Origin of the sequence: Paenibacillus sp. FSL R5-0486 (assembly GCF_037975155.1) — a bacterium.
Taxonomy (GTDB): domain Bacteria; phylum Bacillota; class Bacilli; order Paenibacillales; family Paenibacillaceae; genus Paenibacillus; species Paenibacillus amylolyticus.
This window is the reverse complement of sequence record NZ_CP150237.1, coordinates 87,684-104,333: the sequence shown is the minus strand read 5'-3', so window position 1 is coordinate 104,333 and position 16,650 is coordinate 87,684. Positions and strand designations below refer to the sequence as shown.

Annotated in this window: 12 protein-coding genes, 1 tRNA gene and 2 rRNA genes; 2 read left to right on the top strand and 13 right to left on the bottom strand. The window is 46.1% G+C overall.

Annotated features, from left to right (window positions below; genetic code table 11):
- Window positions 1–214: 214 nt before the first annotated feature.
- A complete protein-coding gene (locus MKY01_RS00485) occupies window positions 215–916 on the bottom strand; it encodes a pseudouridine synthase (protein WP_339284965.1) in 702 nt (233 codons plus the stop codon).
- Window positions 917–934: 18 nt separating this feature from the next.
- Window positions 935–3,274, bottom strand: coding sequence for an ATP-binding protein (locus MKY01_RS00480; protein ID WP_339284964.1), 2,340 nt, complete (start codon window positions 3,272–3,274; stop codon window positions 935–937).
- 332 nt (window positions 3,275–3,606) lie between these two features.
- Here MKY01_RS00480 and tadA point away from each other — a divergent pair, with 332 nt between their 5' ends.
- Together tadA and MKY01_RS00470 are read left to right on the top strand one after the other, a co-directional pair.
- Complete coding sequence (gene tadA / locus MKY01_RS00475) at window positions 3,607–4,113, top strand: tRNA adenosine(34) deaminase TadA (protein ID WP_339284962.1); 507 nt, start codon at window positions 3,607–3,609, stop codon at window positions 4,111–4,113.
- Between the two features lie 43 nt (window positions 4,114–4,156).
- Complete coding sequence (locus MKY01_RS00470) at window positions 4,157–4,726, top strand: GNAT family protein (protein ID WP_339284960.1); 570 nt, start codon at window positions 4,157–4,159, stop codon at window positions 4,724–4,726.
- A gap of 261 nt (window positions 4,727–4,987) precedes the next feature.
- Here the strand turns inward: MKY01_RS00470 and MKY01_RS00465 are convergent, their stop codons facing one another.
- From MKY01_RS00465 to MKY01_RS00415, 11 genes are all read right to left on the bottom strand, one after another.
- Window positions 4,988–6,082 (bottom strand): hypothetical protein, encoded by a 1,095-nt coding sequence (locus MKY01_RS00465; RefSeq protein WP_127551373.1) that lies wholly within the window; start codon window positions 6,080–6,082, stop codon window positions 4,988–4,990.
- A gap of 235 nt (window positions 6,083–6,317) precedes the next feature.
- Window positions 6,318–6,470: a small acid-soluble spore protein P gene (locus MKY01_RS00460; RefSeq protein WP_036607296.1), complete on the bottom strand. Its 153-nt coding sequence runs from the start codon at window positions 6,468–6,470 to the stop codon at window positions 6,318–6,320.
- Between the two features lie 21 nt (window positions 6,471–6,491).
- Window positions 6,492–6,668, bottom strand: coding sequence for a hypothetical protein (locus MKY01_RS00455; RefSeq protein WP_017691325.1), 177 nt, complete (start codon window positions 6,666–6,668; stop codon window positions 6,492–6,494).
- A 29-nt stretch (window positions 6,669–6,697) separates the two neighbouring features.
- Complete coding sequence (locus MKY01_RS00450) at window positions 6,698–7,036, bottom strand: hypothetical protein (protein WP_076254819.1); 339 nt, start codon at window positions 7,034–7,036, stop codon at window positions 6,698–6,700.
- Window positions 7,037–7,228: 192 nt separating this feature from the next.
- Window positions 7,229–7,317, bottom strand: a tRNA-Ser gene (locus MKY01_RS00445).
- 197 nt (window positions 7,318–7,514) lie between these two features.
- Complete coding sequence (serS, locus tag MKY01_RS00440; protein ID WP_076254817.1) at window positions 7,515–8,798, bottom strand: serine--tRNA ligase; 1,284 nt, start codon at window positions 8,796–8,798, stop codon at window positions 7,515–7,517.
- A gap of 273 nt (window positions 8,799–9,071) precedes the next feature.
- Window positions 9,072–9,662, bottom strand: coding sequence for a pyridoxal 5'-phosphate synthase glutaminase subunit PdxT (pdxT, locus tag MKY01_RS00435; RefSeq protein WP_036671585.1), 591 nt, complete (start codon window positions 9,660–9,662; stop codon window positions 9,072–9,074).
- A gap of 217 nt (window positions 9,663–9,879) precedes the next feature.
- On the bottom strand, window positions 9,880–11,268 hold the full coding sequence (locus MKY01_RS00430) for a D-alanyl-D-alanine carboxypeptidase family protein (RefSeq protein WP_339284958.1): 1,389 nt from the start codon (window positions 11,266–11,268) through the stop codon (window positions 9,880–9,882).
- Between the two features lie 416 nt (window positions 11,269–11,684).
- Window positions 11,685–13,142, bottom strand: a complete 1,458-nt coding sequence (gene guaB / locus MKY01_RS00425) for an IMP dehydrogenase (RefSeq protein ID WP_036607306.1) — start codon at window positions 13,140–13,142, stop codon at window positions 11,685–11,687.
- Window positions 13,143–13,509: 367 nt separating this feature from the next.
- Window positions 13,510–13,626: ribosomal RNA gene (gene rrf / locus MKY01_RS00420) — 5S ribosomal RNA — on the bottom strand.
- 78 nt (window positions 13,627–13,704) lie between these two features.
- A 23S ribosomal RNA gene (locus MKY01_RS00415) occupies window positions 13,705–16,633 on the bottom strand.
- Between the last annotated feature and the right edge of the window lie 17 nt (window positions 16,634–16,650).

Below are 16,650 nucleotides of genomic sequence, written 5' to 3'. Positions count from 1 at the left end.
CCTGCAGCGATTCATTAAGCAAAGACCGTTCTCCAGGTACAAGGAGAACGGTCTTTTGGGTTTATATAAGGCTTATGCCTGGTTCATCTACATATTTCCTTACTATTCGGTATTATTGACTAGTCTTCATTAACTCTGCTTTCCGAAAAAAAGCCCTGCGCTCCTTTTCGGAAAGCAGAGCTTTAATCGGTTAAATTAGTCGAACTCGAACCAACTATTCCAGTGAATAGTCTAGCAGACCGCCCAGCTCCGCTTTTTCAGCAGGGGTAAGCTCTCTCCATGAACCTGTCACCATTTCTCCAAGATGGATGTTCATGATCCGAATACGCTTCAACTTACGAACCTCGTAACCAAAGGCACTACACATCCGCCGAATCTGACGGTTCTTTCCTTCAGTCAGGATGATACGGAATACTCGATCCGTCATCCGGGTCACTGTACAAGGCAGGGTCATTTCACCCAGGATCTTCACCCCAGTGCTCATACCTCTAAGGAAACTCGGGGTTACAGATCGATCAACAGTAACGATATACTCTTTCTCATGGCGCCCTTCTGATCTAAGAATCCGGTTAACGATATCACCATCATTGGTCATCAGGATCAAACCTTCCGAGTCCTTATCCAGACGTCCAATAGGAAAGATACGTTCATCGTGCCCGACAAAATCAACGATATTGCCCTGAATATGCTGCTCGGTTGTACTTGTGATCCCGATCGGTTTATTCAGCGCGATATATACGTGTTTTCTCTTTTCCTTGATTGGCTTGCCATTGATTCGTACATCGTCGCCCTCTTCTGCCTGACTGCCCAGTTCAGCCTTAACTCCATTAATGGTTACCTGACCACTATCCACCAACTTGTCGGCTTCACGCCGGGAGCAATAACCTGTTTCACTAATAAATTTATTAATACGCAAAAGGTAATCTCACCTCATCTATTTCTCTTCATCTGTAAGTGTGTCATCTGTTACCTGATCTACCTCAATAACTTCCGGTTGTTGCTCGGATGCAGGCAGTTCAATAATAACCGTTGTTCCCTTGTTCATGACGCTTTTAATATCCATCATGCCCTTATGTGATTGAATAATGCGCTGACTGACCATCAGGCCAAGCCCTGTTCCAGACTCTTTATTCGTAAAGAAAGGCTCCCCAAGCTTGGGCATCATCTCTTCCGGGATACCGATCCCTTCATCCCTGATCTCAATTCTGACGCGTTTCGATTGCTCGTCATGCTTGAGCTTGATATGGATGTTTCCTCCATTTGGCATGGCCTCCATACCATTTTTCAGCAAATTGATGAATACCTGCTTCAATTGGTTCTCTTCACAGTGTACCATAGCCGAATCGGATGAGGCACGCAGTACAAATTCTACACCATGCAGATGCGCCTGACTATCCAGTAACGAGATGACATCGCCAAGAATAAAACGAATATCCCGATTCTGAAAATGAACCGCCTGCGGTTTCGCCAGAATCAGAAATTCACCAACAATAAGGTTGATTCGATCCAGCTCCGATAACATCAGATCCAGATGACGATGATTCAGCTTGTTGCTCTCTTGCTGTAACTGCAGGAATCCGCGCAGCGTGGTCAGTGGATTACGAATCTCATGTGCCACACCTGCTGCAAGCTGGCCCACGGTTGTTAGCTTCTCAGAACGTCTCAGCAGCTCTTCCATCCGATTACGGCTTGTAATGTCCCTGGAGACACTAATGAGCGCGGTAATCTCTCCAGCCTCGTCTCGTACCGGAGCCGTACTGACACTGACCTCTACTCGGGTCCCGTCTTTCTTCATCCAGGTAGTTTCGTTGGACGTAATGGACATCCCCTCAACGAGTTGGGCATGCTGACGTTTCATTTCTTCTTCTGCCTCTGGCGGGATGATCTTCAGATTACGACCTTCCACCTCACGACTTCGAAAGCCATATAATTGTTCAAATGCGCGGTTAACCCGCAGCACTTTTCCTTCAAGATCCGTAATGTGAATGGCGTCCGCTGTCTGATTTATAATGGACTCCAGATGTTCTTTCACCGCCCGATTCTCTTCATACATCTGTTTCAGACGGCTCGTATAATGGCCCAGATTACGAATCATGGCATTAATACGATTGGCCAGCTGGCCAAGTTCATCCTTCCTCCGTACTTTCAGACGGAAATCAAAGTGCCCGTCCGCTACATCATTCACCTTGCCCAGTATGGATTGGATTGGACGCGTAATATACCCTGCGAGCAAATAGCTGCCAAAGATCACAATCTCCAGCAAAACCAACGATATGGAGGCATGGCTCACCAACTGCTCAGATACCATGGAGGATATTTGCTTATAGTCCATGACAATACTGATCACATAGGAAGACTGATTGGGTGTGAAAATGGGAATAAAACTCTTCAGTACCTTCTGTTCGTGCGTTTCACTGACAAAAGATACATTTTGCCCTGTTCGAATGGCGCGCACCACAGCACGATGATCCTCATTCGTAGAACCATACTGGTATGTACCAAAACGAATCGGTCTGTTATTCAACTTGCTAAAGTTCGAATCTCTTCCGTCATCACTCATGTTCGGGCTACCAAAAGTCAACGGATTGATGCCTGTAATCTCCAGAATGGAGGGATTGACCTCACGAATTTTATTTAAAATCTCATCCGGACTAGAGATTTTCACATAGTCATCAACTTCCGTATTATTATAGAAGGGATTGATTATGTAGTTTCTCTTTCCATCATGGTAGTAACCCCAGATATCAATATCCGAAGGACTGGATGTCGAATATTCGAATCCATCTGACCAGAAATGCTCCAACTTCTGTCCTTGGGGAATCGTCACCTGTTGTTTTTCGAATAATTGCTTAAAGGCCTGATACCAATAAGTCATGGATTTGGTGGACAGCCCGATTTCTCTCGGATCTGAGGAGCGGTTAACAACGATGTCATCATCCGTCTGCTCCATTAACGAAATATGTGAGACGCCGACCTTTTGGCTCAAGCGTACAAGTTCTTCATTTGTGATATTATTAATATCCGGGTCCAATTCTTCCGCTGCCATGACAGCAGCAAGCCACAGATTGTTTCCAATCTGCCGTTTTACATAATCCGAACTGTATTGATTCTGTTCGACAGCAATTGCAATCTGCTTTGCAGTGAGCACCATCTTGGTTTCACTGTCCTGCCTCAGATTCTCTTCTGTAGTATAATAACTCAGTGCGATATTCAACACTAAAATAACCAGCACTGAGCACGACATAATCATGGATAATTTCGTTTTAATAGACAAGTTTTTTTGTTCACCTCTCGGCTTGTACCCTCTGGCGATATATGGCAAAACCTATCTCCATCATAACGCTTGTATGTCTTTTTGAAAAGGATAATTGACCTGTGTCCAAAAGTTACCGAATGACTGAAAAGCTCGAAATTCGTTGTTTTTTGCATTTTCGAACTCTACAATGAAATTAATCACTATATTTATCCACATACCCACAGGCTTGTGGATAGTTTGTTTATAACTATGTGAGCAACTACACGGTTATCCACAATTCTATACACAACATGTTAACAACCCGAATATTTGTTCGCTGAATAAACGATTTTGGAAGGAGTTATATAGTAATGAATGACCATTCTCCCCAGCCCGATCTTGGGAATTTATCTGAAGAGGCTCAACATGAGCACTGGATGCGAGAGGCCATTGCCGAGGCCTACAAGGCTGAAGCTCTCGGGGAAGTGCCGATTGGAGCTGTAATCGTACAAAATAACCAAATTATTGGTCGGGGATACAATCTGCGTGAAACTACACTGGATTCCACCGCCCATGCAGAGATGGTGGCTATTCGTCAGGCCAGCGAGACCATCGGAGCTTGGCGTTTGTTGGATTGTTCTCTGTACGTCACACTGGAACCTTGTCCAATGTGTGCAGGTGCAATTGTACAATCCAGAGTTCCCCGCGTTATCTATGGTACGGCTGATCCCAAGGCAGGCTGTGCAGGTACACTGATGAACCTGTTACAGGAGCCGCGTTTTAACCATCGCACCGAGGTTATTGCGGATATTCTCCAACCTGAATGCTCCACGATGCTAACTCAATTTTTCAGAAGTCTGCGCCAAAAGTTTAAGTAGTCACCGACTACAAACATCCCAATTAGAAAGGAAGTGTGCTGTAATGGCACTAACACTCTATGATACAGCCAATGGCATAAGCCTTCGGTTGCTCACACCCCAAGATACACAGTCCTATTTGGACCTGATTCAGGTCACACGCGTCCCCTACCAGTCTGTAGAACCCGTGCGAGACGATGAATTCTATACACTGGATGCTCAGACTCGGCGGATTGAGGATCGGGTCAAGGCAGCAGAAGATGGTACAGGATATCAATTTGGAATCTATACCATTAAAGACAGCCTGTTGATTGGACAAGTAAGTATCAACAATGTCGTATTGGGCGTTGCCAATTATGCGGATATGGGTTACTTTATCCATCCAGATTATCAGGGTGGCGGACGAATGACAGCAGCGGTTAAACTGGCCGTAGCTTATGGCTTCCGTGCGCTAAAGTTAAATCGGATTCAGGCTGCAGTATTGCCCTCCAACAAAGGTTCACAGCGCGTACTGGAGAAGAACGGATTCCAGTTTGAAGGTACTGCGCGCAAATACCTCAAGATCAACGGCAAATATCAGGATCATCAGATCTATGCTGTACTTGCTGAAGACTTGGACGAACTTAAGAATTAATTGATTTAGAAGCTTCCCAATAAAGCTGTCTGTATTCCCAATTCAACAATATACAAATTTAATGTACAAAACCGCACTACTCTAGTTATGTAGGAGAGAGTGCGGTTTTATTTATATAGATCACCAGCCACGATTCAACTTCAAAGATCAATTATTTTGCGTATATCCCCTCTTACGCTGTCTAACAAAAAAAAACGCCTGTACCCAAGCGGAAGGATATTATCCTTCACTTGAATCACAGACGGTTTGAACTCAGCGAGATTAGTATCCGTATGAAGCGTTCATCAGTTCTTCGAACTCTTGCATAGTAATTACGTCATCGCCAGTAGGGATGTTGATTTTGAATGCTGCTTTTTCGTTAATCTTAGTGTACGTATTGGAACCGGTAAATGCCAATTTCACTTCGTCTTTTGTACCTTCTGGCTTGATCAGCACATCAGCGACCATCTTTTGATATACAGGGAAGTCGTTTTTGTCCAATGCGAAATCGATGTTGAATTGGTTGATTGTCAGAACATCTTTCAATTTATCCAAGTCTTTAGCCATTTCAGCCTGATCTGCTTCAGTGATCTTCAGATCTTCTTTAGCTTTGTCGATATCAGCCTGATCCATTTGCAGCATTTCACGATATTCCTCTTTGGACAGAATATCCAATACTTTAGGCATAGCTTTTGTTACCAGTACAGTAACTGCTTCTTTAACATTGTCATTATTCACCGAGAATTGTACAACTTGCTTCGCATCTACACCTTCAGGAAGTTTTGCATCTTTGGTGTCTAGATTTTTGAAGAATTTAGCTTGATCGTACTCGCTCAGCACTGCGTCCATGACTTCGTTGCTCAGCTTTTGCGTTTTGGCTGCGTCCATAGCATCAGGGTTCCATTCTGTACCCTCTTGCTCAGCCAGTTCTTTCAGGTCAAGCTCCAGGAACTTGTTAACAACATTCTCCGGAATCGGGAAGAACGGAATATTCGGCACTTTCACATAGAGTTTCTCTGCCGTCATCACCATTGGGATGTTAAAGGTCATACCCATGTCGCCTTTAAGCTCGATGCCAAGAGTCATCTCTGTCTGCATTGGCTCACTTTGGTATACACCTGTTACATTCAACTGAGCATCCTTCAGCATGCTCATAAACTGACTCATGGTAGGATCAGTTTGTGAAGCATCCCCAGGTTTATAGCTCAATTCATTAATAGTGAAATTAGAACTCATTTCATACGAAGTCAATTTGGAAGCATTGGCCGCAGCCGTCTTCAATGCCTCTTTTGGTTCCTGCTTGCTACTACATGCTGTTAATGCCATAGATACGGTCAACAGCAACGTGAGAAGAAGCGCCCCCATACGTTTAGTCATTTGTTTCTCTCCTCTCGTGATAACCCCAAAAAAAAGTAATTCAATATCAATGATATACCATATCACCAGATACCGAAACCTAATTTGGGAAAAATGTGATCTTTCCTCTTTAAAATGGCTACAAAGACCTATGTCAGCTTTGGGAATAACCATGTGCCTGTCTTTATATATGTATGAATACGCAAAAATCCCTTGTTAGGTAACAAGGGACTTTTGCGTGAATCTGTTTCTTCTATTAACCTTGAGGATTCAAATGATCCACATGATTTTGATTTTTTACTTTTTTGGAACCGGATAATGGTTCCTGCATGGAAGAGCGTTTGGATGAATGACGATGCTGTTCGGATGCTTGTGCTTCCGGTACGGGAATTGTTTTTGGTTTGCTCATATTATTGCCCCCTCATCATTGTTAGGAATGGGATGGGTCCCTATCTTCCGTTTTGTCATGATTCAGTGCATCCTGATGACGGCGATCATTAATATCTTGCTGAATTTGCTGGGCATGATGACTGTTTACGGCAGGCTGCTCCAGATCATCGACTACATTTTGCAGGTTTTTGTCTACTCCCGCTTTGGCTTTAGTCAATTGAGTTCACTCCTTCAGATTTCAGGCTATTATCTCGTCTGGGATTGTAACGACTGGGCGCATTCATGAATGTGCCGTGTATAATCGTGAGCCAGTTCCTGAATCGGTTCTGTACGCTCATCCGTCGTTTGTCCATCCCGTTCCACATCAATCAGCTGTACGCTGACTTCACGGGAATCGACATATGCACATTTGAAATCAAAAGAGTACATCTCGTGCCCTGCTGTAGCAATGTGTATCCGAATCGCCTGCTGATCGGCTTCATCGGCCATTACCTGAGCCTGGTCTCCAACATTCAGGACTTGAGGCAAACGTTCTTGCCAAGCCCCTACAAGCTCTGTCTGATCGATGTTTAACTCGCGGTTCATCTTACCACCTCCACTCCTATAAAGTGCGGCGATGAAGATGTTTTTATACATATTAGCCTTATTCAAAATATAACGTTGTACTGAGCAACGTATACATCGGTCACCAACCTGTATGCTCACTACGCTGGACAAACTCACAACGCAAAAAAGGACCCGAGCGAGATCGCTCGAATCCTTGTTATAAGTGTAGTATGGCGGAGAGGGTGGGATTCGAACCCACGTGGAGTTGCCCCCTAACGGTTTTCAAGACCGCCCCGTTATGACCGCTTCGGTACCTCTCCAGGGAATTAACTTTTATAAACTTGCCACGAAAAGTATCATACCACATCTCGACATTATAATGCAACCTTTTTATATTAAAATTGATAATTCCGTATCAGACAACTTCCTCAGTTATACAAAACACTCCAATCCGCCATTCCGAAATGACGGATTGAATTTGTATTCCCCTTGATGAGGATGGTTGGCTAACTCTTACTTAAGAGCGACGTGCAATCACACTTGCACCGCCCATATAAGGACGCAATGCTTCAGGAATAACAACCGTACCATCTTCCTGTTGATAGTTCTCCAGGATAGCGGCTACCGTCCGTCCAACCGCCAATCCTGACCCGTTCAATGTATGAACAAATTCCGGTTTGGCTTTTGGCTCTCTGCGGAAACGGATATTGGCACGACGTGCCTGGAAGTCCTCACAGTTGGAGCACGAAGAAATCTCACGATAAGTGTCGCTCTCAGGCAACCACACTTCAATATCATACGTTTTAGCTGAAGTGAAGCCCATATCTGCCGTGCACAATGTCAGGACGCGATACGGCAAGCCCAACAATTGAAGCACACGCTCCGCATTTTGAGTCATTTGCTCCAGCTCTTCATACGAAGTCTCCGGAGTAGAGAGCTTGAGCAGCTCTACTTTGTTGAATTGATGCTGACGAATCAAGCCGCGTGTATCCCGTCCAGCCGAACCGGCTTCAGAGCGGAAACAAGAGCTGTATGCCACAAAGTGCTTTGGCAATTGATCTACATTCAAAATCTCTTCGCGATGGTAGTTCGTTACCGGAACTTCAGCAGTAGGAATCAGATAATATTCAGTATCTTTCAACTTGAACAGGTCTTCTTCGAACTTAGGCAGTTGACCTGTTCCAAACAAGCTGTCCCGATTAACGATGTATGGAGGCAGAATCTCTTCATATCCATGTTGATCGCTGTGCAGATCCATCATGAAGTTAATCAATGCACGTTCCAGACGTGCGCCCAGACCTTTATAAAAGGTAAAACGGGAACCTGTTACTTTGGCAGCCGCTTCAAAATCAAGAATATCGAGATCCTGTGCAATTTCCCAGTGTGCTTTTGGTGCAAAAGTAAATGACTTCGGCTCTTCCCAACGACGAATTTCAACATTGTCGTCTTCAGAAGCTCCAATAGGTACACTTTCGTTAGGAATGTTCGGAATCGCCATTGTGAGATCATTGATCTTCACTTCCAGTTCCCGAACTTCCTCGTCCATGGCTTTGATTCGATCAGAGACTTCACGCATCTCCACAATCAGATCATCAGCATTCTCACGATTCTTCTTCAGTCTAGCAACTTCCGCGGAGACTGTATTCCGACGACTCTTCAGTGTTTCACTCTCTTGAAGCAATTCCCGACGTTTGGCATCCATCTCGGTAAATCCAGCGATAAGATCCAGCGATTTGCCACGTTTAGTCAATGCTTCTTCTACACGTGCATACTCATTCCGCAATATTTTCACATCAAGCACGATATACCCCTCCTAAATAACCTCACAACGTGAAGCCTTATGTTAAATCCATTCTCAAAACTCTACTGTATACACCTTACTATATACTTATCGGAACCTGTAACCCAAAAAACAACCTATATCCCCCTTGTCACCCTCCGTTGCGATTCCCGCTATGAAGCAGATACAGGCAACATCAGGCATCCGTTCAGATGCAACTGCCAACCAGTGGCCTTACACGGCTTCTGGTGAAGTGATCCGATGACCGGGAGATCATAGGTTGTACATCATGCATTATTTAGAGTCTACCGTGTGTTTGTAGGATCTGGCCATGTCTACAAAATAAGTATGTAGACGATAGTCATCCGTCAATTCCGGATGGTAGGAGCAAGCCAACAAATGTCCCTGACGAGCCGTAACAATCTCATCCTTGTATGTGGAGAGAACCTCCACCTGGTCTCCGACACTCTCGATCAAGGGCGCCCGTATAAATACAGCCCTTACCGTTTCCTCAATACCTTTGACTGGCAAATCCGTCTCAAAACTCTCTCTCTGCCGTCCAAATGCATTTCGGGATACAGTCATATCCATTAGCTCCAAATGAGCTTCTTCTTGCCCTGCAATGTGTTTAGCCATAACGATCAAGCCAGCACAGGTACCAAATACCGGTTTACCCTCAGCAGCAAACGCCCGAATGGCATCCATAAACCCATACTTGCGCATCAGTTTACCAATCGTCGTGCTTTCCCCGCCAGGAAGGATAAGACCATCCAAGTCCTCCAATTGCTGAACCTGTTTGATAGCTATACCTTCTGCTCCAGCACGTTCAATACTTCGAATATGCTCTGTGACAGCTCCTTGAAGTGCTAAAACGCCGATCTTCATACGCTCATTCCCCTTCTCTTACCAGCCACGATCTTGCATACGGTAAACGAACATTGTACTTTTTCACTTCATCATACGTGAATTCTAACTTGATATTTTACCGGAAAAATTGTAAATATACAATCCATCCGGTCGGAATAACTTGTATTTTGTCAATGATATGACCATGTAAACATTAAAATCATAATCATACTCTTTCCATGAAGTTTGTTATGGACTAAAACAGGTTTTTAATCCCGTCAAAAAGATCCACAAAGAAATCCTTCACAGCACGGAAGAACAAACGGAACCATCCGCCTTTTTCAGCCTCATCAGCAGTGATCAAGTTCACTGTTTTTTCCTGTGGCTCAATTCCATCTGCTTTATACGTGTACGTTACCGTACCAACCTTTGTACCTGCCTTGAGTGGTGCTACCAACTTGTCAGCCTCAGTTACGTTGGCTTTGAACGTCACATTCAGGTTCTGAGTACCTTTGGGTACAACGAAACTTACCGCATTATCTGTTACAACAGGAACGGTTGTTTCTTTCCCTTTTTTCAAAGGTACCGCTTCCCAGCCCGTCACTTTGGTCTTGCCCGCAACAGCCTGTTTCACTTCAAAGTTGTTAAATCCATAGTCCAATACCTTTTTAGTTTCTCTGAAACGTGCGGATTCCGAATCTGTGCCCATAACAACACTAATTAGACGCATACCGTTACGTTCTGCTGTACCTGTAAAGTTATTACCTGCGTTCGTGGTATGGCCTGTTTTCATTCCATCCAGACCTTCATAGGCATAGCTTTTGAAATTGGTTATATTTTTATTCGCTTCCAGCATCCAGTTGTAATTGATAATTGGAGCTTTATCATTGGGACGGAACTTATAGGATTGAATCGTTGTAAACTCTGTGTAGTCCGGGTGATCCATAATAATGTATCGGCATAGAATTGCAGCATCCAGAGCGGACATCACTGTTTCCTTGTCTTCAGCTGGGCGGAAATCAGCAGGCATATCTGCTCGGTCGAGACCCGAAGAGTTGATGAAGAACGTATCCTTCATGCCCATACGCTTCGCTTCATCATTCATCATTTTCACGAAAGCTTCTTCCGAACCGGCAACATGTTCAGCCAAAGCAACCGTAGCATCATTGGCAGAGCCAACAGCCATAGCAATATAGAGATCCTTAACTGTGTGCTGGTCACCTTCCGCGAGGAAAATTCGCGACCCGATACTTTGTGCAGCATTCTTTTTAACAGTTACAATATCGTCCCAACCGAATTTACCTTGTTTGACTTGTTCGGCGACAATGTACTCTGTCATCATCTTGGTCATACTTGCAGGTGGCATCGCTTTATCCGCATCGACATTTAGTAGAATCTGTCCCGTTGAGGCTTCCATTAGCACCGCTGATCTAACCTCAAGCCCAAGTGAGTCTACCCCAGGCACCTTTACGGCTTTTTCCGTCTTCGTTGTTGTTGCCGTAGCAGTCAGAACCTGACTGGAGTTGTCCGCAGCAGCCATGACCGGCATTACTGCAGACATGCAAAGCATGTTAATTAGCATTACCGAGGCTACGCTCTTTTTGAGCATTTGGCGTTTCTTTTTATTCATGTGTTTGGCTTTCAATGATGAATACTCCCTTCGATCCAAAGCATTATTAATTGCTTCAGTGCAGCTTATGCTGCGATTTTCTTGTTCCCTAATCTGTGTGTTTGATGTATGAGATGTGTGCTATATGCGCTGTATCGAACGAGCAATATTATTGCTCCTAAAGTTCGTTATCGATTGTCACTTAGTCCGCATTTTGCAAATGCTTATGTAAAAGGACGTCCGCGCTTCTGTTTACCTGGCAGCCTTTTCTGGCACTGCATTTGCTTTTCAAAACCATATTCATAGATTCACGTCAAAAAGCCGCCGCAACGCCTTAATCCATCCATGGATCGTCACCGCTTGTTCTATTCTATCACAGGGGTATCTGCAAAAAAAGACAGACCCGGTGAAAATCACCGAGCCTGTCCTGGAAATGATTAACTCTCTTCAGATTACAACGAGTAGTTAGGTGCTTCTTTGGTAATCTGTACATCATGGGGATGACTTTCGCGCAGTCCCGCACCTGTAATTCGGATAAAGCCTGTATCGTTACGAAGTTGCTCCAAGTTACTTGTACCACAGTATCCCATACCCGAACGAAGGCCACCAATCAGTTGGTGGATCGTATCAGACAAAGGCCCTTTGTAAGCGACACGACCTTCGATTCCTTCCGGAACCAGTTTCTTGTCATCATCTTGGAAGTAACGATCTTTACTACCTTGTTTCATTGCAGCCATTGAACCCATACCGCGGTATACTTTGTAGCTACGTCCTTGGAAGATTTCAGTTTCTCCCGGGCTTTCTGCTGTGCCGGCAAACAAACTTCCCAGCATCACCGCGTGTGCGCCCGCAGCCAGTGCCTTCGTAATTTCACCAGAATATTTAATTCCGCCATCCGCGATAATCGGAACTCCATATTCGCGTGCCACTGTTGCACAATCGTACACTGCAGTTACTTGAGGTACACCAATACCAGCGATAACACGTGTTGTACAAATCGAACCTGGACCAATACCTACTTTGACTACCGAAGCCCCTGCTTCGATCAGGTCACGAGTGGCTGCGCCAGTAGCGACGTTACCTGCAACGATGGTCAGACTAGGGAAACGTTCACGAAGCTGACGTACAGCTTCAATGATATTGATGTGGTGTCCGTGAGCCGAGTCTACCGTAATCAGGTCGACACCAGCTTGTACCAAAGCATCTGCACGTTCAAATGTATCTTTGGAAATACCAATCGCTGCACCAACCAACAAACGTCCTTGAGCATCTTTGGCTGCATGAGGGAATTGAATGGCTTTCTCGATATCTTTAATCGTGATAAGACCTTTCAACGTGTTTGTCTCATCAACTAATGGAAGTTTCTCAATCTTGTGCTTCTGAAGGATACCTTCAGCTTCTTGCAGTGTAGTGCCAACAGGAGCGGTAACCAGATTCTCATGAGTCATGACTTCGCTAATTTTGATGCCGTAATCATGGATAAAACGCAAATCGCGGTTGGTCAAAATACCAACCAGCTTCTGATCTCCTTCAATAATAGGTACACCGGAGATCCGATATTTCGCCATTACTGCTTCCGCATCAGATACCAGATGATCTGCCGTCAGTGAGAACGGGTTTGTAATAACACCACTCTCCGAACGCTTAACACGATCTACTTCTTCTGCCTGTTGTTCAACCGACATATTTTTATGGATAATACCGATACCGCCTTCACGTGCAATGGCAATAGCCAATGTCGCTTCAGTTACTGTATCCATACCCGCACTGATCAAAGGAATATTTAGCTTTACAGTATCACTCAAACGAATAGATACATCTACTTCTTTAGGCAGTGTCTCGGATTTCCGTGGCACTAGCAATACATCATCAAAGGTGAGGCCTTCCTTACCAAATTTATCTTCCCACACGCAAGTGTTCCTCCTTATGTTTGCTCAGCTTTACGGTCCAAAACCCGAAGATTCCAGGCTGTATTTTACGCCGAAAATACGTTTTCTGAAAAATTTATTATTGCCATCTTAGCAAAGCGATATTTAGACTGTCAAGGAAAAGTACTTGGTTATATCAGGTGTATTGCCTGATGAACACAACTGTTTTTCCAGAGCGGACAAGTCTAGTTATTACGCAAAAAAACGTCAATTCATATCGAATAACGTTACCTGTATACATCCTATTGTGCTGAGAAATCACCAAATTCAATCTGTATTTTAATCCCATACTGCATAATAAAACTATATAATAAAAACCACCACCGAATAACATCGGCAGTGGTTCTTTGCTTGGCGGCGTCCTACTCTCCCAGGACCCTGCGGTCCAAGTACCATCGGCGCTAGAGGGCTTAACGGTCGTGTTCGGGATGGGTACGTGTGGAACCCCTCCGCCATCGCCACCAAACGCATAGCTTAGCTTACATTCAGAGATCGTTCTCTGAAAACTAGATTCGAAACGAAACATGCGATTTAGAACTTGCTATTGGATAAGCCCTCGACCGATTAGTACTGGTCAGCTCCATGCATTGCTGCACTTCCACCCCCAGCCTATCTACCTCGTCGTCTTCAAGGGGTCTTACATACTGGGAAATCTCATCTTGAGGGGGGCTTCACGCTTAGATGCTTTCAGCGTTTATCCCGTCCGTACATAGCTACCCAGCGGTGCTCCTGGCGGAACAACTGGTACACCAGCGGTACGTCCATCCCGGTCCTCTCGTACTAAGGACAGCTCCTCTCAAATTTCCTACGCCCACGACAGATAGGGACCGAACTGTCTCACGACGTTCTGAACCCAGCTCGCGTACCGCTTTAATGGGCGAACAGCCCAACCCTTGGGACCTACTTCAGCCCCAGGATGCGATGAGCCGACATCGAGGTGCCAAACCTCCCCGTCGATGTGGACTCTTGGGGGAGATAAGCCTGTTATCCCCAGGGTAGCTTTTATCCGTTGAGCGATGGCCCTTCCATGCGGTACCACCGGATCACTAAGCCCGACTTTCGTCCCTGCTCGACTTGTAGGTCTCGCAGTCAAGCTCCCTTATGCCTTTGCACTCTTCGAATGATTTCCAACCATTCTGAGGGAACCTTTGGGCGCCTCCGTTACTCTTTAGGAGGCGACCGCCCCAGTCAAACTGCCCACCTGACACTGTCCCCGCACCGGATTACGGTACCAGGTTAGAACCTAGATACGATCAGGGTGGTATCCCAACGTTGCCTCCATGCAAGCTGGCGCTCACACTTCAAAGGCTCCCACCTATCCTGTACAGATCGTACCCAAATTCAATATCAAGCTGCAGTAAAGCTCCATGGGGTCTTTCCGTCTTGTCGCGGGTAACCTGCATCTTCACAGGTATTAAAATTTCACCGGATCTCTCGTTGAGACAGCGCCCAAGTCGTTACGCCATTCGTGCGGGTCAGAATTTACCTGACAAGGAATTTCGCTACCTTAGGACCGTTATAGTTACGGCCGCCGTTTACTGGGGCTTCGGTTCACAGCTTCGGGATTGCTCCCTAACCACTCCCCTTAACCTTCCAGCACCGGGCAGGCGTCAGCCCGTATACTTCGCCTTACGGCTTCGCACAGACCTGTGTTTTTGCTAAACAGTCGCTTGGGCCTTTTCACTGCGGCCCCCTCGTGCTATTCACACTACCGGGGCACCCCTTCTCCCGAAGTTACGGGGTCATTTTGCCGAGTTCCTTAACGAGAGTTCTTCCGCGCGCCTTAGAATACTCTTCTCGCCTACCTGTGTCGGTTTGCGGTACGGGCACCATCACCTGGCTAGAGGCTTTTCTTGGCAGTGTGAGATCATGACCTTCGCTACTATAATTTTCGCTCCCCATCACAGCTCAGCCTTAATGATGTGCGGATTTGCCTACACATCAGCCTCACTGCTTAGACGGACATCCATCAGTCCGCGTCACTACCCTACTGCGTCCCCCCATTGCTCATAACGGCTTACGGTGGTACAGGAATTTCGACCTGTTGTCCTTCGACTACGCCTTTCGGCCTCGCCTTAGGTCCCGACTTACCCTGAGCGGACGAGCCTTCCTCAGGAACCCTTAGGCTTTCGGCGGATCAGATTCTCACTGATCTTTTCGTTACTCATACCGGCATTCTCACTTGTATAATGTCCAGCGCTCCTTACGGTACACCTTCAACCCTTATACAACGCTCCCCTACCCCTGATGCAAAGCATCAAGCCATAGCTTCGGTGGTGTGTTTAGCCCCGTTACATTTTCGGCGCAGAGTCACTCGACCAGTGAGCTATTACGCACTCTTTCAATGATGGCTGCTTCTAAGCCAACATCCTGGTTGTCTGTGCAACTCCACATCCTTTCCCACTTAACACACACTTGGGGACCTTAGCTGATGGTCTGGGCTGTTTCCCTTTTGACAATGGATCTTAGCACTCACTGTCTGACTCCCGGAAGTAAGTCTATGGCATTCGGAGTTTGACTGAGCTTGGTAACCCTTGCGGGCCCCGCACCCAATCAGTGCTCTACCTCCACGACTCTGTTTTCCGAGGCTAGCCCTAAAGCTATTTCGGGGAGAACCAGCTATCTCCGAGTTCGATTGGAATTTCTCCGCTACCCCCACCTCATCCCCGCATTTTTCAACATGCGTGGGTTCGGGCCTCCAGTGCGTGTTACCGCACCTTCACCCTGGACAGGGGTAGATCACCCGGTTTCGGGTCTACGTCCACGTACTAAGTCGCCCTATTCAGACTCGCTTTCGCTGCGGCTCCGGCTCTTCACCTTAACCTTGCACGGGAACGTAACTCGCCGGTTCATTCTACAAAAGGCACGCCATCACCCCTAAAACGGGCTCTGACTTTTTGTAAGCACACGGTTTCAGGTTCTATTTCACTCCCCTTCCGGGGTGCTTTTCACCTTTCCCTCACGGTACTGCTTCACTATCGGTCGCTAGGAAGTATTTAGCCTTGGCAGATGGTCCTGCCGGATTCATACGGGGTTTCACGTGCCCCGCACTACTCGGGATCCGTCTCGGAGGGAACAGACTTTCAACTACAGGGCTTTTACCTTCTTTGGCGGGCCTTTCCAGACCTCTTCGCTTAACCGGTTCCTTTGTAACTCCATGTGAGACGTCCCACAACCCCAAAGAGCAAGCTCTCTGGTTTGGGCTTCTCCGCGTTCGCTCGCCGCTACTGACGGAATCACTATTGTTTTCTCTTCCTCAGGGTACTTAGATGTTTCAGTTCCCCTGGTATGCCTCTACACAACCTATGTATTCAGTTATGAGTAACTGGAAATTACCCCAGCTGGGTTTCCCCATTCGGACACCCCCGGATCAAAGCTTGCTTACAGCTCCCCGAGGCAGTTTCGTTGTTCGCCACGTCCTTCATCGGCTCCTAGCGCCTAGGCATCCTCCGTGTGCTCTTAGTAGCTTAACCTCGTGCTCCGGTTTCGA